Origin of the sequence: Microbacterium sp. NPDC056234, assembly GCF_042267585.1 — a bacterium.
Classification (GTDB): Bacteria; Actinomycetota; Actinomycetes; order Actinomycetales; family Microbacteriaceae; genus Microbacterium.
Map to the genome: position 1 here is coordinate 486,382 of NZ_JBHJTE010000002.1, position 25,657 is coordinate 512,038.

The window sequence follows — 25,657 nt, forward strand, 5'->3', positions numbered from 1 at the left end:
GACAGTGCTATCTTTTGGCATAGATCAAAAGGATCATTGACCTCGTTGAAGGGAAACCCGATGTCCCAGCCAGTCGCCACCGGAACCGGGCGCGTCAAGCGCGGCCTCGCAGAGATGCTGAAGGGCGGCGTGATCATGGACGTCGTCACGGCGGACCAGGCCAAGATCGCCGAAGATGCCGGTGCGGTCGCCGTCATGGCCCTCGAGCGCGTCCCCGCCGACATCCGGGCCCAGGGCGGGGTCTCTCGCATGAGCGACCCCGACATGATCGACAGCATCATCGACGCCGTCTCGATCCCGGTGATGGCCAAGGCACGCATCGGCCACTTCGTCGAGGCGCGGGTCCTGCAGGAGCTCGGTGTCGACTACATCGACGAGTCCGAGGTGCTCTCACCGGCCGACTACGTGAACCACATCGACAAGTTCGGCTTCACGGTGCCGTTCGTGTGCGGTGCCACGAACCTGGGCGAGGCACTTCGCCGGATCAACGAGGGCGCCGCGATGATCCGCTCCAAGGGCGAGGCCGGCACCGGCGACGTCTCGGAGGCCATGAAGCACATTCGCAGGATTCGCGGCGAGATCGCGGCTCTCACGGCGCTGCCGAAGGACGAGCTCTTCGTCGCCGCGAAGGAGCTGCAGGCTCCGTACGACCTGGTCGCCGAGATCGCCGAGACCGGCAAGCTCCCTGTCGTCCTGTTCGTCGCCGGCGGCGTCGCCACCCCCGCGGATGCCGCGATGATGATGCAGTTGGGGGCGGACGGCGTGTTCGTCGGCTCCGGCATCTTCAAGTCCGGCAACCCGGCGGAGCGCGCGAAGGCGATCGTGAAGGCGACCACCTTCTTCGACGACGCCAAGGTCATCGCCGAGGTCTCGCGCGGTCTCGGCGAGGCGATGGTCGGCATCAACGTCACGGATCTGCCGGCCCCGCACCGCCTGGCCGAACGTGGCTGGTAGTCCACGGGTCGGTGTCCTCGCCCTTCAGGGCGACGTGCGCGAGCACGCTCGCGTTCTGGAGGGCCTGGGGGCCGACGTTTCACTCGTGCGACGTCCGGAGGAGCTCGCGGCGGTCGACGGTCTCGTCCTGCCCGGTGGTGAGTCGACCGTGATCGACAAGCTGGCGCGCGCCTTCGGGCTCGCCGAGCCGTTGAGGGCGGCGATCGCCGACGGACTGCCGGTGTTCGGAACCTGTGCGGGGCTGATCCTCCTCGCCGATCGGGTGCTCGACGGTGCCGAGGGGCAGCAGAGCTTCGGCGGTCTCGATGTCGTGGTGCGTCGTAACGCCTTCGGCCGCCAGACGGAGTCGTTCGAGACCTCGCTCGACATCGACGGGTTCGATGCTCCGGTGCATGCCACGTTCATCCGCGCGCCGCTGATCGAGAGCGTCGGCGCCCGCGCGACGGCGATCGGCACGCTGCCGGACGGCGGTGTGGTCGCAGTCGAGCAGGGACGCCTCATCGGAACGTCGTTCCATCCGGAGGTGGCAGGGGAGGACCGGTTCCACCGGCGCTTCCTGGCGCACGTGGAAACGCGCTGAGATCTGCCTCCTGCGCGGTCGGTCAGTTCGACAGCAGCGTGCTGAGCCAGCGCAGGGCGGGAACGGCCTGTGCGCGCTGGAATGCGCGCAGGCCCGGCAGCTGAGGTATCTCGGGGAGCGACTGCTGGAACCAGAAGAACGACGCGACGCCGGCGATGACCGGCAGCATCGATTCCGGCGCCGGAGCACCGTGCCCCTCGAACACCGTCCATGCGCGCCCGCACGAGGGTCCGCCCGCAGCCTCGACGCTGGGCAGGAAGATCGGCAGATCCGTCCACGGGGCGGCGCGGGCGGCATGCGGCCAATCCACGAGACGCGCGCCGTCGACGTCGATCAGCAGGTTGTCGGCGCGCAGGTCGCCGTGCATGAGCGCATCACCGGCGATGGCGTCGGCGAACGCGGTTCCGAGATCCAGCAGCCTCGGCATCCGTTCGCGGATTCCCGGGGGAAGCCCTGCGAGCAGCGTGGAACTCGCGGAGATCTCGGGCCAGCGCGTGAAGGCGGGGATCAGGCTGTCGCCGGCCGCGCGCAGGGATGACGGTGCCGTGGTGTGCGCAAGCGATCGCAGACGGCTCGCGACAGCCCCCAGATCCGCATCGGACCAGGGGGCGCCGGGCTGAGTGCCGTCGATCGGCTCCAGCAGCGCGGCCACGCCGGAGTCGTCGTCGATACGAGCGTGCAACGCAGGGCCGGCGCCGTCGGGGAGCAGCTCGAGGACCGCGATCTCGCGCCGGAGGAACTGCATCGAATCGGCGTGCCCGCCGGCAGCGACCGCCTTCACGAACGTACGACCCGACGTGGTGCGGACCAGTCCCGCATAGCCGGCGCTGAACCCGCCGTGCGACGGCTCATCGGACACGTACCGGCCGCCCATGGCCTCGATCACGCGTGACCTGAGTTCCCCTGGCAGGGACGCCCACGCAGGCCGCTGCCGGTCCGCTCCCATGCGCATCGATGCATCCCTCCCCGCCGCGGCCTCCGTGTCGGGGTCGAACGTAGCATTCGCCCGAGCGGTTCTCGGCAGCCTGTCGCGGTTCGCCGCGTGAGTCGGTTCCGAGGGACGGTAGCGTTTGCGCATGCGCCTCCCGATCGGATCCATGGATGTCAGCTCCAGCGGCGGGAACGCCACGCTCATCGGACGCCGTGGTGAGGGGTGGCTGCCCGTCTCGGGGCGCGAGATGAGTGTGGACGAGGCGGTCGCGCTGCTGGCGGATGAGCACGACGACGCGCACGTCGGATCCCTTCTCGACGATGCGGTGGCGGCGGGCGATGCCGCGCCGGTGTTCGCACCGGCGGACGTGATCCTCTGGCGCTACCGACGATTCGTCGAGACCGCGCGAGTGATCCGCGATGACAGTCGCGGACTCGTGGTGTGGATCCCCTCCGGTTCGGCCCGGCTCGAGTCGGTGCCGGCGGATGGGCGCAGGTCGCGTGACGTGCCTTTGGAAGAGCGGTTCACCGTGCCGTGGGTCATCCGCGAATCCACCTGGCGCGGCCAGGGCATCGTCCGCGTCGCGCCGACCGGGCAGCCGTGGTCGGTCTGGTTCTTCCGCGACGCCGACGGCACCCCCAGTGGGGCCTACGTGAATCTGGAACTGCCGCATCGGCGCACGGCGGGGGAGCCGCCGTCGATCATCACGCGCGATCTCGTGCTGGACGTGTGGGTGGATGCCACCCACCCAGGGTCGGAGGACATCTGGCTGAAGGATGCCGACGAGCTCGATGCGGCCGTGGAGCAGGGGCGATTCACCGCTGAGCAGGCGGACGCCGTTCGTGCGCTGGCCGACCACGCCTGCCGGCAGTTCATCGAAGACGGTTCCTGGCCGTTGGATGAGGGATGGGAGCGATGGGCACCCGATGCCGCCATGGATGAGCCCGTCGAGCTGCCAGACACGGCGGCGATCCGCGAAGCACGGCAGAGATCCGGGGCCACCAGCATCCACGGCTGATCCGTGGTCACGGGACCGCGCTGCGGAACCGCGTAGAATAAACGGCGCCCTCGCCCCGAACGGTTGCAGACGAGGGCGCGAGAGACGAGCGGGAGTCATATGTCCGGGCATTCCAAGTGGGCCACCACGAAGCACAAGAAGGCTGCGATCGACGCGAAGCGCGCGAAGTCGTGGGCCAAGCTCATCAAGAACATCGAGGTCGCCGCCAAGCTGGGCGGTGCTGACCTCCAGGGCAACCCGACCCTGTTCGACGCGGTGCTCAAGGCGAAGAAGACCTCCGTCCCGAAGGACAACATCGACCGCGCGATCAAGCGCGGCGCGGGCATCGGCGGCGAAGCCGTCGAGTACACCTCGATCATGTACGAAGGCTACGGACCCAACGGCGTCGCCCTCATGATCGAGTGTCTGACGGACAACAAGAACCGCGCGGCCGCCGAGGTGCGCACGGCTCTCACGCGCAATGGGGGCACCCTCGCCGACCCCGGCAGCGTCGCCTACAACTTCAGCCGCAAGGGCGTCATCGTCGTGAAGTCCGAGGGCACGACCGAGGATGACGTCATGATGGCCGCGCTCGAAGCGGGCGCCGAGGAGATCGAGCCGCATGCCGAGGGCTTCGAGATCGTCACGGAGGCCACAGACCTGGTCAGCGTGCGCTCCGCGCTGGTCGATGCCGGCATCGAGTACGAGTCCGCCGACGTCGAGTTCGTGCCGAACCTCAAGGTCGAGATCGACGCGGACACCGCGCGCAAGGTCTTCCGCCTGATCGACGCGCTCGAGGACAGCGAAGACGTGCAGAACGTCTTCAGCAATTTCGACCTGACCGCCGAGGTCCAGGCCGAACTCGAGAACGACGACGAGGAGTAGGCGCCGGACGTGGCGGCGCCGCTGATCGTCCCGTACGACGAGGACTGGCCGAGCCTCGCCGCCGACTGGACGTCGCGCGTGCGCGCCGGCCTCGTTGCGACCGAGGTGCCGATGGACGCTCGAATCGATCACATCGGCTCGACCGCGGTCCCGGGCCTCGCGGCGAAGCCGTTCCTCGATCTTCAACTGCTCGTGACGCAGCTTCCGGATCCGACTCGACTCGAGACGGCCCTGAAGAGCGCCGGATTCGTTCGTGCGGTCGGCTCCCGTCCCGACTCGCCCGGCGTCCACGCCGACATCCCCCGACCGGGTTGCACGAGCGACGGTCACGAGAAGTTGCTCCTGTTCGCTGATACGTCCGCCGGCTCCGATTCGATCGACGGCGTCATCCTGCACGTGCGGCGAGAGGACTCGCCGTTCGCGGACTTCGTGAGGTCTTTCCGCGACTGGCTGCGCACCGATCCGGATGCGCGCGCGAGCTACGAGGCGACCAAGCGCGACCTGGCCGCGGGTTTCGCGGACGCGCCCGACTACGACGACTACACCCGAGCGAAGTCCGCCTTCATGGATCGCGCGCAGTCGGCGATGGGGTGGAACGGGCGCTGAGGCGGTCGGCCGGGCGCGCCGCCGACGCGGCGCACCCTGCCACGCCTAGCCTGGAGGAGTGACGACCTCGACGATTCGCGTGCTCGGGATCGACCCCGGCCTCACCCGCTGCGGCATCGGTGTGGTCGACGTCGGTCGATCGCGGCGAGCGAGCCTCGTGCACGTCGGTGTCGTGCGCACGCCTGTGGATGCACCGGTCGGTGAGCGACTGGCAGCCGTCGCTGCGGGAATCCGCGAGGTCGTGGCGGCATACGGCCCGGATGCCGTGGCCGTCGAGCGTGTGTTCGCGCAGCACAACAGCCACTCGGTCATGGGAACGGCTCAGGCCAGCGGGGTCGCTCTGCTCGTCGCCGCTGAGGCCGGACTGCCCGCGGAGACGCACACGCCGAGCGAGGTCAAGGCTGCCGTGACCGGGTACGGCTCGGCGGACAAGAGGCAGGTCCAATCGATGATCGCGCGCATCCTCCGCCTGGACGCGCCGCCGCAGCCTGCCGACGCGGCGGATGCCCTGGCGATCGCCCTCTGCCATGCGTGGCGTCGCGACGCCGGCGTCGGCCGCGTCGGCGGCAGCCTGACGCCCGCGCAGCGTGCCTGGGCAGAGGCCGAGCGTGTCGCTCGAACATAACTACGATCCGTCTTCTAGGCTGGACAGATGATCTCCTCTCTGCACGGCGTCGTCCTGCACGCCACGTCCGATCAGGTCGTCATCGAGGTCGGAGGAGTCGGCTTCTCCGTCGCCGTGCCTGCGGACGTCGCGCACACGGCACGCGTGGGGGAGCGGCTCCAGCTGCACACGAGTCTCATCGTGCGCGAGGACGCCCTGAGCCTGTTCGGTTTCGCCGAGCGCGACGAGCTCGAGATCTTCGGCCTGCTGCTGGGCGTGACCGGCGTCGGTCCGAAATCCGCGCTCGGCGTGCTGTCGCACCTCACGGTCGATCAGATCGCCGAGGCGGTGACGGCAGAGGATGACGCCCCCTTCCGACGCGTGTCGGGCGTCGGGCCGAAGACGGCGAAGCTCATCGTCCTGCAGCTCGCCGGCAAGGTGCACGCGCCGGCTCCGGCCGCACGAGTCGGTTCCGTCGCGCCCGATGTCGCCGATCAGGTGACGGCTGCGCTGGTCGGACTCGGCTGGTCGGAGAAGGTGGCGGTCGAGGCCGCCGCGCAGACGCTCGAGCAGGCGAGCGAGGCAGAACGCTCGTCGGTGTCGGCGCTGCTGCGACGCACGCTCGCCCTGCTCGGACCGGCGCAGGGAGGAAGCCGTGGCTGACGCCCGCGACGCAGCAGAGCCCCAGGACGAGGTCGAGCTCGCGATCGAGGGTGCGTTGCGTCCGGCCAGCCTCGACGAATTCGTCGGCCAGCCCAAGGTCCGGGGGCAGCTGCAACTGCTGCTCGAGGCCGCTCGGATCCAGCAGCGGCCGGCCGACCACATCCTTCTCGCCGGCCCGCCAGGACTCGGCAAGACGACGCTCGCGATGATCGTCGCGCACGAGAGCCAGCGACCGCTGCGGCTCAGCAGCGGGCCGGCGATCCAGCATGCGGGTGACCTCGCGGCGCTGCTCTCCAGTCTCGTCCCCGGGGAGGTGCTCTTCATCGACGAGATCCATCGGATGGCACGGTCGGCCGAGGAGATGCTGTACCTCGCGATGGAGGACTTCCGCATCGACATCATGGTCGGAAAGGGCGCAGGTGCCACCAGCATCCCGCTGGATCTGGCCCCCTTCACGCTCGTCGGCGCGACCACCCGATCCGGGCTTCTGCCCAATCCGCTGCGTGACCGCTTCGGCTTCACCGGCCATCTCGAGTTCTACGACGAATCCGACCTCGAGCGGGTCATCGCGCGCTCTGCGCTCGTCCTGGATGTGAAGCTCCCCCAGGATGCCCGCGCCGAGATCGCCCGTCGGTCTCGCGGGACACCCCGTATCGCTAACCGGCTGCTGCGCCGCGTGCGCGACTATGCGCTGGTCCACGGCGCCGGGAATACCGCTTCGGTCGCCGACGTCCGAGCAGCTCTCGAGCTCTACGACGTCGACCCGATCGGCCTCGACCGACTCGACCGCGCCGTGCTGGACACGCTGGTCAGGCGGTTCCGTGGAGGACCCGTCGGACTCAGCACGCTCGCGGTCGCCGTGGGCGAAGAAGCCGAAACCGTTGAGAGCGTGGTCGAACCGTATCTCGTGCGGATCGGCTTCCTCGGGCGGACGCCGCGCGGTCGTGTCGCGATGCCGGAGGCCTACGAGCATCTCGGCGTCGTCCATCCGGACGGGGCCGCATTGTTCGATGACCTATAATCGCTGAAGGCTTCCCCCGACCCCTCTTTTGCACGCTCTGGCGCGTGCGCCCTGGAAAGGTTCCTCCTGATGGAAATCATGCTGTTCGGTCTTCTTGCGGTTCTCCTCATCTTCATGGTGATCAACACTCGCAAGCGCAACAAGCAGATGAAGGCCGAGCAGGCGGAGAAGGCTGAGAAGACGATCCCCGGAGCCAAGGTGCTCCTGCAGGGCGGTCTTTACGGCACCGTCGTCTCGTTCGATCCCGAGAACCTCGACCAGCCCGCTCAGATCGAACTCGCCCCCGGCGCCGTCGTCGAGGTGCACAGCCAGGCGATCCTGCGCATCGTGGAGCCCACGGAGGACGTCGACGACGAGCTCGAGGCCGACGAGGATGCCGCTGACGTCGTCGACGTCGACACGCGCGACTCGGCGGATGCCGCAATCGTCGATGACGCGTCCTACGGTGTCGAGACCCCCGAGCAGACGCGTGCGCGTCTCGAGGGCGACACCGACGCCAAGTAGCATCGCAGCGAGTACGCTCATCATCCCCGTCTGACTTCTCAGAAAGCGCGACCACGTGGCATCCTCCACTCCGACCCGTCATGCATGGCGGGTCCTTCTCGGCCTGCTCCTGGTGACGGCCGCCCTGTTCGGCATCAATGCGCTCGGCGTCTACGGCTTCAAGCAGAGCTCGTGGACGCCGGAGCTGGCGCTCGACCTCCAGGGCGGCACCCAGATCATCCTCAGTGCCGTGACGGAGGACGGATCCGATCCGACGCAGGAGCAGCTCGCGCAGGCATCGGACATCATCCGCCAGCGCGTGGATGCCTCCGGTGTCGCCGAGGCGGACATCACCACCGAGGGCGGCCGCAACATCGTGGTCCAGATCCCTGGCGAGGCGGATGAGGAGACCCTCGAGCGCATCCGTGCCGCGGCGCAGCTCGAACTGCGTCCCGTCATCTACACGACGGGCGCGGCCACCGAGTTCACAGGTGATGACGGCAACACCACGCCGTACCCGACCCCCGACCCATCGGCCAACGCGGTGCCCAGCACCGAGCCGACGGATTCCAGCGACCTGTCGTGGGTGACCGAGAAGCTGCAGCAGGAGTTCCTGGCTTACGACTGCACCAACCCGCAGAACAACCCGTCCAACGCGCCATCCGATCAGCCGCTCATCACGTGCGACGACCTCGGGACGACGAAATACATCCTCGGCCCGCAGGAGCTCGACGGCACGTCCATCGACGATGCGACCAGCGGTCGCGATCCCCGCTCCGGAGCGTGGATCGTCCAGCTCGATCTCGACGACGACGGCGCCGGTGTGTTCGGTGACATCAGCCAGCGCCTCTATCAGAACAAGATCGACGGGCTGAGCCCGCGTGACCAGTTCGCGTTCGTTCTCGACGGCAAGGTCATCTCGGCTCCTCAGATGAACGGCGTCATCCTGGACGGCAATCCGAGCATCTCGGGCAGCTTCACACAGGACACCGCCCAGGTCCTCGCCGACCAGCTCAAGTACGGTGCGCTGCCGTTGAGCTTCACGGTCGAGAGCACCGACACGGTCTCCGCGACCCTCGGTACGCAGCAGCTGCAGATCGGCCTGATCGCGGGTCTCATCGGACTGGCACTGGTCGCGCTGTACTCGCTGTTCAGCTATCGCGCTCTCGGCTGGGTGATCATCGCATCGATCGCGGTCATGGCCGTGCTGACGTACATCATCATCTGCATCCTCGCGTGGCGCATCGGCTACCGGCTGTCGCTCGCCGGCGTCGCCGGCCTGATCGTGTCGATCGGGTTCACGGCCGACTCGTTCATCGTCTACTTCGAGCGCATCCGAGACGAGCTCCGCGACGGCAAGTCCGTCACGTCCGCTGTCGAGGACGGCTGGGGTCGCGCCAAGCGCACCATCTACATCTCGAAGTCGATCAACGTCCTCGCCGCCGTCGTGCTCTACATCCTCGCGGATGCCACCGTGAAGGGCTTCGCCTTCACCCTCGGTCTCACGACCCTCATCGACGTGTTCATCTTCGTGATCTTCACGCACCCGGTGATGCAGCTGCTCGTCCGCACCAAGTTCTTCGGGGAAGGGCACAAGCTGTCCGGACTCGACCCGGAGAGCCTGGGCGCGGTCTACCACACCCGCACCCAGTACCGGGAGGTCGAGACCGCCAGCGCCGGCCGCGGAGCCAAGAACGCGCGTTCGCGGGCCGAAGCCGACCGTCGTCAGACGATCGCGGAACGCAAGCGCGCCGAGGCGCTGGCATCCTCCGAATCGACCAGCACGACCGGAAACGAGGGCGAGCACTGATGTTCTCCATGAATGAGTTCGGCAACAACCTCTACACGGGCAGGACCTCGTTCCCCTTCGTGGCGAAGCGCCGCCTGTGGTTCTGGATCGCCATCGCGCTGGTGGTCGGCTCGATCCTCGTGCTGTTCATCCGCCCGCCCCAGTTCTCCATCGAGTTCACCGGCGGCTCGCAGTTCACCGTGGCGGCGCCATCGTCGACCGACCAGGGTCTCGCAACCGATGCCGTGCACGAGGTCGTACCCGATGCGACGACGAAGGTGGCCGTCATCGGTGAGACCGACGTTCGGGTCCAGACGTCGCAGATGAGCGCCACCGAGACGCAGCAGGTCGCCGCCGCACTCGCCGATGCCTACGAGGTCGAACGAAGCGAGGTCACGTCCTCGTTCATCGGCCCGGCCTGGGGCGAGAACGTCACCCGCCAATCGCTGTGGGGGCTCGTGATCTTCCTGGCGCTGACCTTCCTGATCCTCGCGATCTACTTCCGCACCTGGAAGATGTCCGCCGCCGCCATCCTCGGTCTCGTCGACGTGCTCATCATCACGGTCGGCATCTACTCCGTGGCCGGCTTCGAGATCTCGCCCGCGGCTGTGATCGGCTTCCTGACGATCCTCGCGTATTCGCTGTACGACACCACCGTCGTGTTCGACAAGATCAGAGAGAACACGACCGAGGACGGCGAGAAGTCCGCCCGGCTGTTCGGGGAGTCCGTCAACCTCGCGGTGAACCAGACGCTGGTGCGATCGATCAACACGTCCATCGTCGCGGCGCTGCCGGTCGGAGCGATCCTGTTCATCGGTGCTTTCTGGCTCGGCGCCGAGACGCTCACGGACATCTCGCTGTCGATCTTCATCGGCATCCTGGTGGCGACGTACTCGACGCTGTTCGTCGCAGCGCCCCTGTACTCGCTGTTCCGCGAGAAGGAGCCCGCGATCACCGAGCGCGATGCGCGCATCCGCGAGACGCGTGAACGCGCCGCCGCAAGTGTCTGACGCGCCTCGATGGGGCTGGGGCCCCGCTCAGGCGCGTAAGATTGCAGAGCCCGGGAGGTAAGACGATGGCGGAGGCGAACACGCAGACGCAGGGATCAAGTCTCAGACGACTCGTACCCCGCATCTTCTCGCGCGCGCCCCGCGTCGACGACCTGGACATGCTCAACCGCACCGTCCGGGCGAACCACCCCAAGGGCGATCTCGCGATCATCGATCGCGCATACGCGGTCGCCAAGGAGAAGCACACCGGGCAGAAGCGCCAGAGCGGTGAGCCGTACATCACGCACCCGCTCGCCGTCGCTCAGATCCTCGCCGAGCTCGGGCTCGGTCCCCGTGCCATCGCCGCCGCGCTGCTGCACGACACGGTCGAAGACACCGGCTATGCCCTGAGCGAGCTGACCGCCGAGTTCGGCGACGAGGTCGCGATGCTCGTCGACGGCGTCACGAAGCTCGACAAGGTCAAGTACGGCGAAAGCGCGCAGGCCGAGACCGTCCGCAAGATGATCGTGGCGATGTCGAAGGACATCCGCGTGCTGCTCATCAAGCTCGCCGACCGCCTCCACAATGCGCGCACGTGGGGCTTCGTCCCGCCGGAGAAGGCGGCGAAGAAGGCCAAGGAGACGCTCGAGATCTACGCGCCGCTGGCGCATCGCCTCGGTATCCAGGCGATCAAGAGCGAGCTCGAGGATCTCTCCTTCGCCGTGCTGCACCCCAAGATCTACGCCGAGATCAACAGCCTGATCGCGCAGCGCACCCCGCAGCGCGAGAAATACCTCGGCCAGGTCATCGAGGCGATCGATGAGGACCTGCGCGACCTCCGCATCCGCGGAAAGGTCGTCGGCCGGCCCAAACAGCTGTACTCGGTGTACCAGAAGATGGTCATCCGGGGCCGCGAGTTCGACGACATCTACGACCTGATCGGCATCCGCGTCCTGGTGGGCTCCGTACGCGACTGCTACGCGGTGCTCGGCGCGATCCACGCGCGATGGACACCCCTGCCCGGCCGCTTCAAGGACTACATCGCGACGCCCAAGTTCAACCTCTACCAGTCGCTGCACACGACGGTGATCGGGCCGAGCGGTCGCACGGTCGAGATCCAGATCCGCACGCATGAGATGCACCAGCAGGCCGAGTTCGGCGTCGCGGCCCACTGGATGTACAAAGAGCGGATGAACGGCGGCAAGGCCGAACTCCGCGCCTCCGACACCGATATGGCCTGGCTCGCGCACATCTCCGACTGGCAGGCCGAGACGGCCGATCCGGGTGAGTTCCTGGATTCGCTGCGTTTCGAGATCGGCGCCAAAGAGGTCTACGTCTTCACACCGAAGGGGCGCGTGATCGGGTTGCCGGCCGGCGCGACGCCCGTGGACTTCGCCTACGCCGTTCATACCGAGATCGGCCATCGCACGATGGGCGCGAAGGTGAACGGGCGACTTGTCCCGCTGGAGTCCGTGCTCACCAGCGGCGACGTCGTCGAGGTCTTCACCTCCAAGAACCCTGATGCAGGTCCCAGCCAGGACTGGCTCGGATTCGTCAAGAGCACTCGCGCCCGCAACAAGATCCGTGGTTGGTTCACGAAGGAGCGTCGCGAGGAGGCGATCGAGCAGGGCAAGGAGGCCATCGCCCGCGCGATGCGCCGACAGAATCTTCCGCTGCAGCGCCTGATGAGCCAGGAGTCGTTCTCGGAGCTGGCTCGTCAGCTGCACTACGAGGATGTGTCGGCTCTGTACGCAGCCGTGGGCGAAGGGCACGTCTCCACGCAGTCGGTGATCGAGAAGGTCACTGCCCTCGTCGCCGCCGAGGAGACCAGCACCGGAGCCATCACGATTCCGGTGGTCCCATCCCGCGAACCGCGTGCCGGTGACTCCGGGGTGCTCGTGCGCGGCGCATCGGACATCCTCGTCAAACTCGCGAAGTGCTGCACCCCCGTCCCCGGCGACGCGATCGTCGGCTTCGTGACCCGTGGCAGCGGGGTATCGGTGCACCGCACGGACTGCGTGAACGTCAGGGCGCTCAGCGCCGACGAACAGCGTTTCGTCGACGTCGAATGGGGGCCGACGTCGAAGAGCGTGTTCCGCGTCCAGATCCAGGTCGAGGCGCTCGACCGGTCGGGTCTGCTCTCGGATGTCACGCGCGTGCTCAGCGAGCATCACGTGAACATCCTGTCGGCCACGGTCACGACCACGGACGAACGCCTCGCCCTCAGCCGGTTCGTCTTCGAGATGGGCGACGCCGTGCACCTCGATCGGGTCCTCAACGCCGTGCGCCGCATCGACGCCGTCTACGACGTGTATCGAGTCACTTCGTCGTAGCAGGACTCGAGCATCGCGATGGCCCGCCGTTTACCGGGCAGGCGTTCGCGTGCGCGCAGCAGGTCGATGGCGGGGGAGACCTGCGTCGGCTGAAGCGCGAGAAGCGCGAGCAGCCACGTGCGCGCGTCGGCCTCCCGATCGGATCTGGCAAGATCCACGAGCGTCGCCGGTACGGTGAGCACCCGCATGCCGGCGAAGACCTGGATCTCTGTCGGCGGCACCACCCCGTCGTGGAGCACGACGTCCGGGTCCGACGGTGCACGCAGCCGGCGCTGCACATGCGGGCGGACATGGCATCGGGCCGGCCGTCCGTCGCCGGCACCATGGATCCAGGCCGCGGTCGTGCCGGAGACGACGTGCTCAGCGCGCACGTGGGGCGCGAGCGAAAGCATCCGCGCGTCCGCAGTCTCGGGGATGTCAGCCGGGAGGAATGCGTCGCCCACCTCGAACACCAGCCCGTCCAGGCGCATCGCCTGCAACTCGGCCGCCGAGAGAGACAGGCCTGGTCGATACAGCAGCTCGGGATGCATGCGCCCAGTGTGCACGGAAGCCGCCCTCCGGATGGACAGGAGGACGGCTTCTGTGGATAACGGGCGGGCTCAGCCGCCGAGCGCGTTGAGCCAGGCGCGCCGCGCCTCGAGCGCGGCCGCGGCTTCAGCAGCTGCCTTCTTGTCGCCCGACTTCTCTGCGGCGGCCTTCTCGGTCTCGAGCTTCTCGATCGCGTCCAGCAGCTGCTGGCTCATGTCGTTGGCTCGAGCCTTCGTCTCGGGGTTGTTCTTCTTCCAGTCCACGTCCTCGCGAGCCTTCAGCGCCTGCTCGATGACGCGCAGCTTGTCGTCGAGTGCACGTTCCTTGTCACGCGGGAAGATGCGTCCCACGTCGTCCCACTGCCGCTGGATGTTGGTCAGCAGCGCACGAGCACGCTTGATGTTCGGCTCGTCGGCGACGGCCTTGGCCTGATCGAGAAGCGCTGTGCGCGCCTCGATCTTCGGAGCCGAGTCGGCCTCTTCCGCGGCGCTCTGCTCGGCACGCGCCGCGTACAGTGCGTCGCCGGCAGCCTTGAAGCGCGCCCACAGGGCGTCGTCGACCTTGCGGCCGGCGCGACCGGCGGCCTTCCACTCGTCCAGCAGCGCGCGATAGGACGGGATGCCGTCGACACCGCGCGGAGCGAGTGCTTCAGCGCGCTCCACGAGGCGGGTCTTGACGTCGCGTGCAGCCTTGTGGGTCTCGTCGAGATCGGCGTAGAACGCGCGGCGCTGACGATCGATCGTCGCGCGAGCATCGCGGAATCGCTTCCACAGCTGCTGCGAGACGGACTTGGGCAGACGTGGACCGTTCTGCTGCTGCGCCTGCCATGCGTCGAACAGCTCGGTGACCTCGGCGGTGACCTGCTTCCAATGCGCCTTCGACAGGTCTCCGGCGGCGATGGTCTCGATGCGTTCGACGAGCACGCTGCGCTCGGCGATCGCCTGGTCCAGCAGCTCCTTGGCCTGCTCGGCCTCCTGAGCGCTGGCCTCCGCGAGAGATGCGGTCAGCGCGTCCAGACGCTCGCGCAGGCCGGCGAGATCACCGACGGCCGCGGCATCCGTCACTTCGGCCATCAGGTGCGAAGCCTGGGCGGTCAGCTCACCGGCAGCGGCACCGCCGGCGGCAAGACGCTGCTCGAGCGTCGTCACCTTGAAAGCGAGGTCTTCGAACTTGCGGACGAAGTAGGCGATCGCCTCGTCGCCCGAGGCATCCGGATACTGGCCGACGACGCGCCAGGCATCGCCTTCGCGAACCTCGACGGTGCCGTCTTCCGTGACGCGGCCCCAGTCGGCGGCGCCGGCGACCGTCGGCGCCACTGGAGCGGCGGGGGCGACGGGGACGCGCGGCGGCCCCGGCACCCGCGGCGGGGCGGGGACGGGCGGAGTCGGCTTCGGCGATTCGGTGGCAGACACGATGTGCTCCTTGCGCGGTCATCCCGCGGGAGGTGGAAGGGACGGTGATCAGCCTAGTATGCGCGGCGCCACCGCTCAGCTTCCGGCGAGCCCGGTCCTGCTCACATGTTCGTTACCGATTTGTGAGCGGATCGTTCGATGCGCGTAACGGGGGTCGGACGTTGCGTGAAACACCGCCGATCTACCTTCGGGAGCACCGAACAGAGGAGGCACCGTGAGAGACCGACTGGCAGCATCGTCCGATGTGCTCGTGGTGGGCGCAGGCATGGTGGCGCACCGCTTCGTGGAGAGCCTGCTCACGCGCACCGAGGAGAAGGTGCGCGTCACCGTCATCGGCGATGAGGGACGAGCACCGTACGACCGGGTCGGTCTGACGTCGTTCTTCTCGGGGGCCACGCCGGAGGACCTCGCACTCGACCCGCAGGTGCTCGACGACGAGCGGGTGCACTTCATCGGCGGGGATCGCGTCACCGGCATCGATCGTCGAAAGCGCACGGTCAGGACGCGCTCAGGTCTCGATTACGCCTACGGGACCCTGGTCCTCGCGACCGGCTCGTACGCCGCACGCGTGGCCGTCGATGGCTCGGACCTGTCCGGATGCTTCGTCTATCGCACCCTCGACGACGTCGCGCAGATGCGCGCTTTCGTCGAGCGGCGCACCACCGAACTCGGCCGCCCCCTGCGCGGCGCTGTGATCGGCGGCGGGCTGCTGGGACTGGAGGCCGCTGGTGCGTTGCAGGGGCTCGACGTCGACTGCACGGTCGTGCAGTCGTCCGACCGACTGATGTCCGCGCAGCTCGACCTCGCCGGCGGGACGATGCTGCGACGGCTGATCGAAGCGCGCGGCATCGCCGTCCGCACCCAGAGCCGCACCACCCGCCTGGACCCGGACGCGTCAGGGTCGGTCACGCAGCTGCAGTTCCAGGACGGCAGCATGCATGCGGCCGACATCGTCGTCTTCACGGTCGGCGTGCGACCGCGGGATGAACTCGCGCGTCTCGCTCAGCTCGCCGTCCATCCCACCGGCGGCGTCCTGATCGACGATCGCTGCCGCACGGCCGATGAGAACATCCTCGCGATCGGCGAGGTCGCGAACTACGAGGGCCGCTCGGTCGGGCTCGTCGCTCCCGGCTACGCGATGGCCGAGGTCGCCGCGACCCGGCTGCTGGGCGGTGACGCGACCTTCCCCGGCTATGACGAATCCGCCAAGCTCAAGCTCTCCGGTGTCGATGTCGCCAGTTTCGGCGATGCCATGGCCACCACACCGAACGCGCTCGATGTGGTCTACGCGGACCCGGTCGCCGGCGTCTACAAGAAGCTCGTGCTCTCCGACGACGCGAAGACGCTGCTCGGGGGCATCCTCGTCGGAGACGCCTCCGCCTACGGCTCGCTCCGACCTCTCGTCGGCGCGCCGCTGGGCGCCGACCCCGCCGCGTACCTGATGCCGGAGGGCGGGGTCGAGGCCCCGACCGGTGAACTTCCCGACACCGCGGTCGTGTGCTCGTGCTCCAACGTGTCGGCCGGGCGCATCCGGCAGGCCGTGCACGAGGAGGGATGTACGGATGCCGGTGCGGTCAAGGCCTGCACCAAGGCCGGGGCCACGTGCGGCTCGTGCATCTTCACGGTCAAGAAGCTCGTCGGGCAGGAGCTGGCCAAGCTCGGCCAGACGGCATCCAACGCGCTGTGCGAGCACTTCGACATGTCGCGCCGACAGCTCTTCGATGCCGTGCGGGTCTCGGGACTCACGACCTTCAGCACGGTCATCGCCCGATTCGGTCGCGGCCGCGGCTGCGACGTCTGCAAGCCGGCTCTCGCCAGCATCCTCGCGGTGCTCGTGGGAGATCACGTGCTCGCCGGCGAGAACGCCGCGCTGCAGGACACCAACGACCACGTCATGGCCAACATGCAGAAGGACGGCACCTACTCGGTCGTCCCGAGGATGCCGGGTGGTGAGGTGACGCCGCAGGGCCTGATCGCCATCGGGCGGATCGCAGACGACTACGGCCTCTACACCAAGATCACCGGTGGCCAGCGCATCGACATGTTCGGTGCTCGACTCGAGCAGCTCCCCGAGATCTGGCAGCGCCTGGTGGATTCCGGGTTCGAGTCCGGTCAGGCGTACGGCAAGGCGCTGCGCACCGTGAAGTCGTGCGTCGGCTCCACCTGGTGTCGGTACGGCGTGCTGGACTCCGTCGGCATGGCCGTGCGTCTCGAGCTCCGCTACCGCGGCCTGCGTTCGCCGCACAAGCTCAAGGTCGGCGTCTCCGGCTGCGCCCGCGAGTGCGCCGAAGCGCGGGGCAAGGACGTCGGCGTCATCGCCACCGAGACCGGCTGGAACATGTACGTCGGAGGCAACGGCGGATTCTCTCCCCGTCATGCGGAGCTTCTGGCGTCCGATCTCGACGACGAGGGTCTCATCCGCGCCATCGACCGGTTCTTCATGTACTACATCCGCACCGCCGATCGGCTGCAGCGCACGGCCGGATGGTGCGAGGAGCTCGAGGGCGGCCTGGACGGGCTCAAGCAGGTCATCTTCGACGACAGTCTCGGCATCTGCGCTGATCTGGATGCCGCGATGGCGGCGCACGTCGATCGCTACGAGGACGAGTGGGCGGCGACGCTGCGCGACCCGGAGAAGCTGCGCCGATTCGAATCCTTCGTGAACGCATCGGACACGCCGGACCCGTCGCTCGCCTACGTCCCCGAACGCGGCCAGGTGCGCCCGGCGACGGCGCAGGAGCGCGCCGAAGGCGGCGTGCTGATCGCAGGAACCACTCTGGAGGTGCGCCGATGACCATCGCAGCAGATCAGCAGACCGTGATCCGCGTCTGCGGGATCGACGACCTCGAGGTCGAACGCGGCAGAGCCGCACTGTTCGGGACGACGCAGATCGCCCTGTTCCTGCTCGCGGACGGCACGGTGCACGCGGTCGCCAACCTGGACCCGTACAGCGGGGCGAACGTCATGTCCCGTGGGATCGTCGGAACCCGCGGCGATGCGCCGACCGTCGCGTCGCCGATGCACAAGCAGGTGTTCGATCTGCGCACCGGCGATTGCCTTGATGCGCAGGGCAAAGAGGCGATCCCGCTCCGCGTCTGGCCCGTCATCGTCGCCGACGGCGCTGTCCTCATCGATGCCGAGGAGCTGCGATGACGCTCCTGCTCGGCATCACCCTCACCGGCCGCGACGTCCTGCTCGTCGGCGGCGGCGCCGTCACCGCGCGTCGCCTGCGGCGGTTCGTCGCCGAGGGTGCACTCGTGCGCGTCGTCGCCTCGCAGCTCGCACCGGAGACCGCTGCGCTCGTCGATGCCCATGGCGTCCCGTGGCGGCAGGGACGATTCCGGCCGGCGGATCTGCGCGGCGCCTGGCTCGTCCATGCCGCCACCGGCGACCAGCGCGTCGACCGCGAGATCGCGGCGCGTTGCGACCGCCGCCGTGTGCTGTGCATCAACGCCGGCGACGGCGGGCACGGCTCGGCCCGCCTCACCGCGCAGGTCGATGCCGGTGACATCACCGTCGCCGTCACGAGCGCGGTGGGTGCCGATCCACGACGCTCCGCGACCGTGCGCGACGCGATCGGCGATCTGCTCGCGAACGGACGACTGCCGATGAGACGTCGTCGGCACGGCGGCGCCGGTCGTGTCGATCTCGTCGGCGGCGGCCCTGGTCCCGCGGATCTCATGACGGTGCGCGCACGGCGCCTGATCGCGGAGGCGGATGTCATCGTCGCGGACCGACTGGGCCCGACGGCGGAGGTCCTGCAGGGTCTCGACCCCGACGTCCAGGTGATCGACGTGGGCAAGCGGCCAGGCAGCCACCCCGTGCCGCAGGAAGAGATCAGTCGCCTCATCGTCGAGCACGCGGCGGCGGGCCGGCGGGTCGTGCGGCTCAAGGGCGGCGATCCGTTCGTGTTCGGCCGAGGCGGGGAGGAGATGCAGGCGTGTCTCGCCGCAGGCATCGCCGTCGACGTCGTTCCCGCACCCTCCAGCGCGATCGCCGTCCCGCAGGCAGCCGGGATCCCGGTCACCCACCGCGGCACCGCTTCGGCCTTCCACGTGGTGAACGGTCAGGGCGCCATCATGGCCAGTACGCTGGAGGCGATGGCGGATGACTCGGTGACAACGGTCGTGCTGATGGGCGTCGCGGCCCTCGGCGGGATCGTCGACGCGGCGCTGCGCCACGGCATCCCGGCGGATCGCCCTGTGGCCTTCGTCGAGAGCGGGCACACGCCGCAGCAGCGGACCACACGCACGACCCTCGGCCGTGCGCTTCAGGACGCGGCGTCGATCGGTCTGCGCAACCCGGCTGTCATCGTGATCGGCGATGTCGCCAGGGCGAATCTGCTCATGCCGACGCCGGAGCGGATCGGGGCAACCCCGGCGTGACCGAACGACCCCCGCTGGACGCGGTGCTGACCGGCTGCACGATGGTGATCGCCGCCGATCGGCGAGCCGGCGACCTCGCCACGGCCCTCGAGCGCCGCGGAGCTCAGGTCTATCGCGCGCCCGCACTCACGATCCTGCCCAACGCCGACGACGAGCTGCTGCTCCGACGCACCCGTGAGCTCATCGCCCATCCTCCCGACATCGTGATCGTCACGACCGGCGTCGGGTTCCGCGGGTGGATGGATGCCGCGCACGAGAACGGTCTCGCCGACGATCTCACGGAGGCGTTCCGCGTCACTCAGTTCGTCGCCAGAGGACCGAAGGCCCACGGAGCGATCCAGCAGGCGGGCTTCGCAGCCGACTGGGTCGCCGAGAGCGAGACCGCGGCAGAGGTGGGGGAGTACCTCACCCGGAACGGTGTCGCGGGCAGACGGGTCGCGATCCAGCATCACGGCGCGGGTTCGGACGGCCTCGACGAGCTCATGACCGCACACGGAGCCGATGTCGTGAACATCACGGTGTACCGCTGGGGGCCGCCGCCGGACCCCAAGATCGTGAGCCGTTCCGCGATGCAGGCGGCGACGGGCGAGGTGGATGCGGTTCTGTTCACGTCGGCTCCAGGGGCAGCGGAGTGGATCAGGGCCGCGGAGCGCGGGCGGCGCCTCGACGCGATCCGCGAGCGGGCCGCATCGGGGCGGCTCCTGCTGGCCTCTGTCGGGCCGGTCACCGCGACGCCGCTCGACGCGGCCGACCTGCGCACGACGCTCGCCGTCCGCGGACGTCTCGGATCGCTCGTGCGATGCGTCGTGGATCACTACGCGAGCGGCCTCTCGCCGCGCCGGGAGACGATGGCCGGGACCATCGAAGTGCGAAGCGGTGGGGCGCTGGTCGACGGTCGGTTCATCCCACTGTCGCGCGCGTCGGCCAACGTGCTCGGTGCGCTGTTCGACGCCGGTGGACGCGTGCTGTCCCGTGAGGAACTGGGCCATGTGCTGCCGCGCGGCGGCGAGAACGCGCACGCGGTCGAGATGGCGATCGCACGGCTGCGGGAGGCCCTCGGCTGCCCGGATGCCGTGAAGACGGTCATCAAGCGCGGTTATCGCCTCGCCGTCCTGGAGGATTGACGCATGGGTACTCTGATCGCCTGCTCTCACGGCACGGACTCCGCCGACGGTCGCCGCACCATCGAAGAGCTGGTCGCCCTCGTCCGGGACCGCCTGCCGCAGACGAGAGTCGTTCAGGCCTTCGTCGATGTGCAGGAGCCGGACATCACCACGGTCGTGGATCAGGAGATCCTGGCGGACGAGGTCGTCGTCGTGCCGCTGCTGCTGTCGGTCGGTTTCCACACCGCGGTCGACATCGCGAAGGCGGTGCGTCGGCATCCGGGAGTCCGCCAGGCCGACCCGCTCGGGACGCACCCCCTCGTCGCACAGGTCCTCGCCACGCGACTGCGGGCATCGATCGGCGGCACCTGGCTCGAGGGCGATGCCGTCGTGCTGGCCGCGGCCGGTTCCAGCAACCCGGCCGCCGTGGCCGACGTCGAAACCGCGGCAGCGCAGCTGGCCGCGCTGATCCCCGCACCCGTGACGATCGGGTACGCGTCGGCGATCGAGCCGCGCATCCCTCAGGCCGTGCAGACCGCACGGGATTCCGGGGCTCGCCGCGTCATCGCCGCGAGCCACGTACTCGCCCCCGGGTACTTCGCCGGTCTCGTGCAGGCGGCCGGCGCGGATGTCGTCTCGGCGCCGTTGGGCGTCGACCCTCGGATGGCCGACGTCATCATCGATCGATTCCACGCGGCCTGACACGCGCGGAAAGGCGAGGCGATCTGATCGCCTCGCCCTTCCGCATGCGTCGGGTCAGGAGACCCGTGCCGGCTCCCGTTCGAGCTCGGATGTCAGGGAGTCCTCATCCGATGCCAAGGGCGAGCCCGGTGATGCCGGAGCGGACACGGCGACTCGTGCCCGGCGCTTGGCCGTACGCGTCCTGCGCGCCTTCGGCCGGCCGTGCGTGAAGTACAGCGGAAGACCGACGAAGACCAGGCCGCCGACGAGGTTGCCGAACACGGTCGGGATCTCGTTCCAGATGAGGTAGTCCCACAGCGTGAAGTCGGCCCCCAGCAGCAGACCCGACGGGAACAGGAACATGTTCACGATCGAGTGCTCGAAGCCCATGTAGAAGAACAGCGAGATCGGCAACCACATCGCGACGATCTTGCCGATGACGTTGTCCGAGACCATCGAAAGCACGACGCCGGTGGAGACGAGCCAGTTGCACAGGACCCCACGGATGAACAGGGTCAGCATTCCGGCGGCGCCATGGTCGGCGTAGCCGACGGTTCGGCCGTGACCGATGTCGCTGATCGCCTGGCCCACAGCGCTCGGTTCGGTCGAGAATCCGTAGGTGAAGTAGACGGCCATGAGGATCGCGACCATGAATGCGCCGCCGAAGTTCCCCAGGAAGACGAGTCCCCAGTTGCGCAGCATCGCTCCGATCGTGGCGCCGGGGCGTCTGTCGATGACGGCCAGCGGACCGAGCGTGAACACCCCGGTCAGCAGGTCGTAGCCGAACAGATAGAGGATGACGAATCCGATCGGGAAGAGCAGGGCGCCGAGCAGGGGCTGACCGGTGTTCGTGGAGACGGTCACGGCGAACGCCGCGCCCATGGTCAGGAACGCCGCGCCCATGAAGGCGCGGATCAGCGTGTCGCGTGTGGACAGCTGCATCTTGTAGGCGCCGGCGTCCACCATGCGGGTGACGAGCTCGGCAGGTTTGATGTACGACACGGGACCTCCACGGGGGACGGGAGCACTCTGGTGAGGCTGGATCCAGCGTGACGGAGGCGCGTTTCGGCGGCCGACCGGAAAGGTTACGACTGTGGAGCGAACTTCTCACATCGTCGGATGCCGGCGGTGAGGCTCATTCGGCAGGCGGTGCGGTGGGGGTCGGAGTCGTGTCGGGCAGCAGGGGGTCCAGCGGCGGCGCGGTCGTCTCGGTCGGGCCGGGCGTCGGCGTGGGCTCGGGAGCCGTCACCTGCGCGTGTGCGAACTGGCTCACCATGGCGCCGACGACGATCAGCGCTCCGGCGATGCCGACGATCGTGTTGTCGCGCACGCGGCGGCGGATCTGTCCTTCGTGCCAGGCGGTGCGGGCGGCATACAGCCTGGCGCGCTCCTGCTCGGCGCGCTGGGCGCTCTTGCGTCCGGGCATCGGTGTCCCCTTCTTCGTCGTGGCAGCATCTGCGAGCCTACCGCCGGGAGTGGCAGTGCCGCGTCGCGCGGGCGGCGCGTGTCCGCCGCCCGCATTAGCCTGGACACATGAACTCGTCCGCGCCCCTGATGTCGGGGCAGACCCCGCTTGCGGTGCGGATGCGTCCGGTCTCGCTCGATGAAGTCGCGGGGCAGAAGCATCTGCTGCGCGCCGGCTCGCCGATCCTTGCCCTGGCCGACCCTGACGCGACGTCGCCCGGCGCCGTATCGATCATCCTGTGGGGGCCGCCCGGAACAGGCAAGACGACCCTCGCACAGGCCATCGCGCGCTCATCGGGCCGTCGGTTCGTCGAATTGTCCGCCATCACGGCCGGTGTGAAGGACGTGAGAGAGGTCATGCAGGAGGCGGTGACGCAGCGCGATCTCTACGGGCAGACGACGATCCTGTTCCTGGACGAGATCCACCGCTTCACCAAGGCGCAGCAGGACGCGCTGCTTCCCGGAGTCGAGAACGGCTGGGTCATCCTCATCGCGGCGACGACCGAGAATCCATCGTTCTCGGTCATCTCACCGCTGCTGTCGCGGTCTCTGCTGCTGACGCTGCAGCCGCTCACCGACGACGACATCGGCGAACTCGTCGATCGGGCGATCGGCGACGCGCGTGGTCTGCACGGCGCGGTCGCGCTGAGCGGTCCTGCCCGTGCCGCACTGATCCGGCTCGCCTCCGGTGACGCCAGAAGGGCGCTCACGGGCCTTGAAGCCGCGGCAGCTGTCGCCCTCTCGGGCGAATCGGACGAGGACGGCGACGACGGCATCCCGACGGTCAGCGATGACGACGTCGCCCAGGCCGTCGACCGCGCCCTGCTGCGCTACGACCGCCAGGGCGACGAGCACTACGACGTCATCAGCGCGTTCATCAAGTCGATCCGCGGATCGGACCCGGATGCGGCCCTGCACTATCTCGCTCGCATGATCGAGGCGGGGGAGGACCCGCGCTTCATCGCACGGCGCCTGGTGATCTCGGCGGCCGAGGACATCGGCCTGGCCGATCCGCAGGGCCTCGTGATCGCGACGGCCGCGGCCGACGCGGTGGCCTTCATCGGGATGCCGGAGGGGCGCATCCCGCTCGCCGAGGCCACCGTCTATCTCGCGACGACAGCGAAGTCGAATGCCGCGTACGCAGGAATCGATGCCGCGATCGCCGATGTCCGTGCCGGCGGGTTCGGGCGCGTGCCGCTGCACCTGCGTGACGCGCATTATCCGGGCGCCAAGCGACTCGGCCACGGCAAGGGCTATCGCTACCCGCACGACAACGAGTACGGAATCGTGCCTCAGCAGTACCTTCCCGATGAGCTCGAGGGGCGTCGTTACTACAGCCCGAAGACGCTCGGGGCCGAACGCGACATCGCAGCGCGCCTGGAGCGCATCCGACGCATCCTCGGCGATCGCTGAGACGCCGCAGCCGGAGGCTACGCTGAGAGGCATGACCACGTCATGGTTCGCGCCGGTACGCATGGCTCCTCTCGCGATGCTCTGTGTGGCCGCCGCGTTCGCGGCCGGATGCACTGCCGAGACGGCGTCGACGAAGAGAGCCGAGCCCGCCGCCGAGGACGCGACCGTTCTGACCACGGGCCATCCCGTCACCGTCATCGACGACGGCTCCGGTGCAGAGCTCTGTCTCGGATTCGTGATGCAGCCGTTGCCGCCGGCGTGTGACGGACCGCGCGTGGAGAACTGGGAGTGGTCGGATTGGTCGGGTCATCACGAAGAGCTGTCCGGCGCGCGCTGGGGCGAGTTCGCCGTCACCGGCACGTATGACGCGGAGACGAACACCTTCACAGCGACCGAGATCGTCCCTGGCCCGGTGCGATCCGTCGAACCGGTCGCTGACGAAACAGCGCCTGTCCCGGCACCCGCGGATCTGAACGCCGTCGACGAGTCCGAGCTGCAGGCGATCCACGAGGCCGAGTCGGCCGTCCGCGACGATGTCCTGGTCTGGGTCGTCGACCCGATGGCTGGCGAGGTCACCATGCAGGTGGTCTTCGACGAGGACGGTACCCTGCAGTCGGAGATGGACGAGAAGCACGGACCGGGTATCGTCCGCTTACTTTCGTCGCTGGAGCCGGTGGGCTGAGGTGTCACGGCCGGTCTGTTAGACTTGACCGGCTCGAAACCGTGTTTTCGGGCATCCCCGTGTTCACTCGCACCTTCTCCGCGCCCCGGCGTGCGCGCGAAGGCAGAGCACAGGAGATACGCCCGTGAGACGTGAAAGACACGTCCACGTCATCGGAAGGAAGAACTTCGTGGTCACGAAGTCCCAGGACCGCCGCAAGGTCCGTCTGTCCCGCGCCCTCGGCGTGGCACTCACCCCGAAGGCCGCCCGCTACCTCGAGAAGCGTCCCTACGCTCCGGGTGAGCACGGCCGCACCAAGCGCAAGGCCGACAGCGACTACGCCGTCCGTCTGCGTGAGAAGCAGCGTCTGCGCGAGCAGTACGGCATCCGCGAGAAGCAGATGCGCAACACGTTCAACGAGGCACGTCGTCACGACGGCCTGACCGGTGAGAACCTGGTCGAGCTGCTCGAGATGCGTCTGGACGCCCTCGTGCTGCGTTCGGGCTTCGCCCGTACGACCGCGCAGGCCCGCCAGCTCGTCGTGCACCGTCACATCCTCGTCGACGGCCAGCTCGTCGACCGCCCGTCGTTCCGTGTGAAGCCGGGCCAGCTCATCCACGTCAAGGCCAAGAGCGAGGGCACCGAGCCCTTCCAGGTGGCAGCAGCCGGCGGTCACGCCGAGGTGCTCCCCCCGGTTCCGGGCTACCTCGAGGTCGAGCTCGACAAGCTGCAGGCACGCCTGGTCCGTCGTCCGAAGCGCGCCGAGGTCCCCGTGACCTGTGAAGTGCAGCTCGTCGTCGAGTACTACGCAGCTCGCTGATCCGCGTCACCGCGAAACAGCACAGAGAGGCGTCGGGGATTCCCGACGCCTCTCGTCGTTTCCGCATACGATGGAACAACCGCGCCTGGGCGGACTGAGGGCAAGGACATCGACATGAAGAAGCTGCTGTGGTTTCTGATCGGAGTGATCAGCGGATTCATCGCTGCACACTTCATGAGCAAGGACCCGCGAGGTCAGGACATGCTCGCCGAGGTGGATGCCCGCATCACCGGGTTCACCGCGATCCTCGGCGATGCCTACCGCGCCGAGGAGGCGCGTCTCGCCCAGTCCGACGAGAACTGATCTCCGCATCGACGCCGCGCCTGCGGTGTCGTTTCCCATCCCACACGAGGAC

Annotated in this window: 26 protein-coding genes; 21 read left to right on the plus strand and 5 right to left on the minus strand. The window is 68.4% G+C overall.

The window, feature by feature from the left end:
• Positions 1 to 60: 60 nt before the first annotated feature.
• Together pdxS and pdxT are read left to right on the plus strand one after the other, a co-directional pair.
• A complete protein-coding gene (gene pdxS / locus ACFCYE_RS08240) occupies positions 61 to 954 on the plus strand; it encodes a pyridoxal 5'-phosphate synthase lyase subunit PdxS (RefSeq protein ID WP_376177819.1) in 894 nt (297 codons plus the stop codon).
• Positions 944 to 1,534: a pyridoxal 5'-phosphate synthase glutaminase subunit PdxT gene (gene pdxT / locus ACFCYE_RS08245; RefSeq protein ID WP_376177821.1), complete on the plus strand. Its 591-nt coding sequence runs from the start codon at positions 944 to 946 to the stop codon at positions 1,532 to 1,534. Before pdxS ends, pdxT begins: the two co-directional genes overlap by 11 nt.
• Before the next feature lie 22 nt (positions 1,535 to 1,556).
• Here the strand turns inward: pdxT and ACFCYE_RS08250 are convergent, their stop codons facing one another.
• Complete coding sequence (locus ACFCYE_RS08250; RefSeq protein ID WP_376177823.1) at positions 1,557 to 2,420, minus strand: phosphotransferase family protein; 864 nt, start codon at positions 2,418 to 2,420, stop codon at positions 1,557 to 1,559.
• A gap of 190 nt (positions 2,421 to 2,610) precedes the next feature.
• Between ACFCYE_RS08250 and ACFCYE_RS08255 the strand changes: the two genes are divergently transcribed.
• The 10 genes from ACFCYE_RS08255 to ACFCYE_RS08300 all read left to right on the plus strand — a co-directional run bounded on the left by ACFCYE_RS08255 (position 2,611) and on the right by ACFCYE_RS08300 (position 12,835).
• Entirely contained in the window at positions 2,611 to 3,483 is an 873-nt protein-coding gene (locus ACFCYE_RS08255) for a DUF402 domain-containing protein (RefSeq protein ID WP_376177824.1), read from the plus strand.
• 99 nt (positions 3,484 to 3,582) lie between these two features.
• On the plus strand, positions 3,583 to 4,347 hold the full coding sequence (locus ACFCYE_RS08260) for a YebC/PmpR family DNA-binding transcriptional regulator (RefSeq protein ID WP_376177826.1): 765 nt from the start codon (positions 3,583 to 3,585) through the stop codon (positions 4,345 to 4,347).
• A gap of 9 nt (positions 4,348 to 4,356) precedes the next feature.
• Complete coding sequence (locus ACFCYE_RS08265) at positions 4,357 to 4,953, plus strand: GrpB family protein (RefSeq protein ID WP_376177828.1); 597 nt, start codon at positions 4,357 to 4,359, stop codon at positions 4,951 to 4,953.
• Between the two features lie 58 nt (positions 4,954 to 5,011).
• Positions 5,012 to 5,578, plus strand: coding sequence for a crossover junction endodeoxyribonuclease RuvC (gene ruvC / locus ACFCYE_RS08270; RefSeq protein ID WP_376177829.1), 567 nt, complete (start codon positions 5,012 to 5,014; stop codon positions 5,576 to 5,578).
• Positions 5,579 to 5,605: 27 nt separating this feature from the next.
• Positions 5,606 to 6,220: a Holliday junction branch migration protein RuvA gene (gene ruvA, locus ACFCYE_RS08275; RefSeq protein WP_376177831.1), complete on the plus strand. Its 615-nt coding sequence runs from the start codon at positions 5,606 to 5,608 to the stop codon at positions 6,218 to 6,220.
• Positions 6,213 to 7,241, plus strand: coding sequence for a Holliday junction branch migration DNA helicase RuvB (ruvB, locus tag ACFCYE_RS08280; RefSeq protein WP_376177833.1), 1,029 nt, complete (start codon positions 6,213 to 6,215; stop codon positions 7,239 to 7,241). Before ruvA ends, ruvB begins: the two co-directional genes overlap by 8 nt.
• 69 nt (positions 7,242 to 7,310) lie before the next feature.
• Positions 7,311 to 7,745, plus strand: coding sequence for a preprotein translocase subunit YajC (yajC, locus tag ACFCYE_RS08285; protein ID WP_376177835.1), 435 nt, complete (start codon positions 7,311 to 7,313; stop codon positions 7,743 to 7,745).
• 55 nt (positions 7,746 to 7,800) lie between these two features.
• Positions 7,801 to 9,534, plus strand: coding sequence for a protein translocase subunit SecD (secD, locus tag ACFCYE_RS08290; RefSeq protein ID WP_376177836.1), 1,734 nt, complete (start codon positions 7,801 to 7,803; stop codon positions 9,532 to 9,534).
• Entirely contained in the window at positions 9,534 to 10,523 is a 990-nt protein-coding gene (secF, locus tag ACFCYE_RS08295) for a protein translocase subunit SecF (protein WP_376177838.1), read from the plus strand. Before secD ends, secF begins: the two co-directional genes overlap by 1 nt.
• A 65-nt stretch (positions 10,524 to 10,588) precedes the next feature.
• Complete coding sequence (locus ACFCYE_RS08300; RefSeq protein ID WP_376177840.1) at positions 10,589 to 12,835, plus strand: RelA/SpoT family protein; 2,247 nt, start codon at positions 10,589 to 10,591, stop codon at positions 12,833 to 12,835.
• On the opposite strand, the gene ACFCYE_RS08305 is transcribed toward ACFCYE_RS08300, so the two are convergent.
• Both ACFCYE_RS08305 and ACFCYE_RS08310 read right to left on the minus strand, forming a co-directional pair.
• The gene (locus tag ACFCYE_RS08305; RefSeq protein WP_376177841.1) at positions 12,805 to 13,365 is read right to left on the minus strand and encodes a hypothetical protein; all 561 of its coding nucleotides are present in this window, start codon (positions 13,363 to 13,365) and stop codon (positions 12,805 to 12,807) included. The genes ACFCYE_RS08300 and ACFCYE_RS08305 overlap by 31 nt on opposite strands.
• A gap of 69 nt (positions 13,366 to 13,434) precedes the next feature.
• Positions 13,435 to 14,775 (minus strand): DUF349 domain-containing protein, encoded by a 1,341-nt coding sequence (locus ACFCYE_RS08310; RefSeq protein WP_376177843.1) that lies wholly within the window; start codon positions 14,773 to 14,775, stop codon positions 13,435 to 13,437.
• 214 nt (positions 14,776 to 14,989) lie between these two features.
• Here ACFCYE_RS08310 and nirB point away from each other — a divergent pair, with 214 nt between their 5' ends.
• The 5 genes from nirB to ACFCYE_RS08335 are packed head-to-tail and all read left to right on the plus strand — an operon-like array spanning position 14,990 to position 20,965.
• Complete coding sequence (nirB, locus tag ACFCYE_RS08315; protein ID WP_376177844.1) at positions 14,990 to 17,569, plus strand: nitrite reductase large subunit NirB; 2,580 nt, start codon at positions 14,990 to 14,992, stop codon at positions 17,567 to 17,569.
• Positions 17,566 to 17,928 carry a nitrite reductase small subunit NirD gene (nirD, locus tag ACFCYE_RS08320; protein WP_376177845.1) on the plus strand — a complete coding sequence of 121 codons (363 nt, stop codon included), beginning with the start codon at positions 17,566 to 17,568 and terminating at the stop codon, positions 17,926 to 17,928. Before nirB ends, nirD begins: the two co-directional genes overlap by 4 nt.
• Complete coding sequence (cobA, locus tag ACFCYE_RS08325) at positions 17,925 to 19,160, plus strand: uroporphyrinogen-III C-methyltransferase (RefSeq protein ID WP_376177847.1); 1,236 nt, start codon at positions 17,925 to 17,927, stop codon at positions 19,158 to 19,160. Before nirD ends, cobA begins: the two co-directional genes overlap by 4 nt.
• A complete protein-coding gene (locus ACFCYE_RS08330) occupies positions 19,157 to 20,284 on the plus strand; it encodes a uroporphyrinogen-III synthase (protein ID WP_376177848.1) in 1,128 nt (375 codons plus the stop codon). The genes cobA and ACFCYE_RS08330 overlap by 4 nt, the downstream gene beginning before the upstream one ends.
• A gap of 3 nt (positions 20,285 to 20,287) precedes the next feature.
• On the plus strand, positions 20,288 to 20,965 hold the full coding sequence (locus tag ACFCYE_RS08335; protein ID WP_376177849.1) for a sirohydrochlorin chelatase: 678 nt from the start codon (positions 20,288 to 20,290) through the stop codon (positions 20,963 to 20,965).
• Positions 20,966 to 21,019: 54 nt separating this feature from the next.
• Here the strand turns inward: ACFCYE_RS08335 and ACFCYE_RS08340 are convergent, their stop codons facing one another.
• Positions 21,020 to 21,946: a formate/nitrite transporter family protein gene (locus ACFCYE_RS08340; protein WP_376177850.1), complete on the minus strand. Its 927-nt coding sequence runs from the start codon at positions 21,944 to 21,946 to the stop codon at positions 21,020 to 21,022.
• 133 nt (positions 21,947 to 22,079) lie between these two features.
• Positions 22,080 to 22,370, minus strand: a complete 291-nt coding sequence (locus ACFCYE_RS08345; RefSeq protein ID WP_376177851.1) for a hypothetical protein — start codon at positions 22,368 to 22,370, stop codon at positions 22,080 to 22,082.
• A gap of 107 nt (positions 22,371 to 22,477) precedes the next feature.
• Between ACFCYE_RS08345 and ACFCYE_RS08350 the strand changes: the two genes are divergently transcribed.
• From ACFCYE_RS08350 to ACFCYE_RS08365, 4 genes are all read left to right on the plus strand, one after another.
• On the plus strand, positions 22,478 to 23,821 hold the full coding sequence (locus ACFCYE_RS08350; protein ID WP_376177852.1) for a replication-associated recombination protein A: 1,344 nt from the start codon (positions 22,478 to 22,480) through the stop codon (positions 23,819 to 23,821).
• 31 nt (positions 23,822 to 23,852) lie between these two features.
• A complete protein-coding gene (locus ACFCYE_RS08355) occupies positions 23,853 to 24,503 on the plus strand; it encodes a hypothetical protein (protein ID WP_376177853.1) in 651 nt (216 codons plus the stop codon).
• Positions 24,504 to 24,672: 169 nt separating this feature from the next.
• The gene (gene rpsD, locus ACFCYE_RS08360; protein ID WP_376177854.1) at positions 24,673 to 25,302 is read left to right on the plus strand and encodes a 30S ribosomal protein S4; all 630 of its coding nucleotides are present in this window, start codon (positions 24,673 to 24,675) and stop codon (positions 25,300 to 25,302) included.
• Positions 25,303 to 25,416: 114 nt separating this feature from the next.
• Positions 25,417 to 25,605: a hypothetical protein gene (locus ACFCYE_RS08365; protein WP_376177856.1), complete on the plus strand. Its 189-nt coding sequence runs from the start codon at positions 25,417 to 25,419 to the stop codon at positions 25,603 to 25,605.
• The last annotated feature ends 52 nt before the right edge of the window (positions 25,606 to 25,657 follow it).

Coding starts and splice junctions, on each gene's coding strand:
- ACFCYE_RS08355 (WP_376177853.1), top strand. CDS start 23,853: ATGACCACGTCATGGTTCGCGCCGGTACGCATGGCTCCTCTCGCGATG.
- ACFCYE_RS08305 (WP_376177841.1), bottom strand. CDS start 13,365: ATGCATCCCGAGCTGCTGTATCGACCAGGCCTGTCTCTCTCGGCGGCC.
- ACFCYE_RS08365 (WP_376177856.1), top strand. CDS start 25,417: ATGAAGAAGCTGCTGTGGTTTCTGATCGGAGTGATCAGCGGATTCATC.
- ACFCYE_RS08350 (WP_376177852.1), top strand. CDS start 22,478: ATGAACTCGTCCGCGCCCCTGATGTCGGGGCAGACCCCGCTTGCGGTG.
- ruvA (WP_376177831.1), top strand. CDS start 5,606: ATGATCTCCTCTCTGCACGGCGTCGTCCTGCACGCCACGTCCGATCAG.
- ACFCYE_RS08345 (WP_376177851.1), bottom strand. CDS start 22,370: ATGCCCGGACGCAAGAGCGCCCAGCGCGCCGAGCAGGAGCGCGCCAGG.
- ACFCYE_RS08335 (WP_376177849.1), top strand. CDS start 20,288: ATGGGTACTCTGATCGCCTGCTCTCACGGCACGGACTCCGCCGACGGT.
- yajC (WP_376177835.1), top strand. CDS start 7,311: ATGGAAATCATGCTGTTCGGTCTTCTTGCGGTTCTCCTCATCTTCATG.
- cobA (WP_376177847.1), top strand. CDS start 17,925: ATGACGCTCCTGCTCGGCATCACCCTCACCGGCCGCGACGTCCTGCTC.
- ACFCYE_RS08255 (WP_376177824.1), top strand. CDS start 2,611: ATGCGCCTCCCGATCGGATCCATGGATGTCAGCTCCAGCGGCGGGAAC.
- ACFCYE_RS08260 (WP_376177826.1), top strand. CDS start 3,583: ATGTCCGGGCATTCCAAGTGGGCCACCACGAAGCACAAGAAGGCTGCG.
- secF (WP_376177838.1), top strand. CDS start 9,534: ATGTTCTCCATGAATGAGTTCGGCAACAACCTCTACACGGGCAGGACC.
- ACFCYE_RS08300 (WP_376177840.1), top strand. CDS start 10,589: ATGGCGGAGGCGAACACGCAGACGCAGGGATCAAGTCTCAGACGACTC.
- pdxS (WP_376177819.1), top strand. CDS start 61: ATGTCCCAGCCAGTCGCCACCGGAACCGGGCGCGTCAAGCGCGGCCTC.
- nirD (WP_376177845.1), top strand. CDS start 17,566: ATGACCATCGCAGCAGATCAGCAGACCGTGATCCGCGTCTGCGGGATC.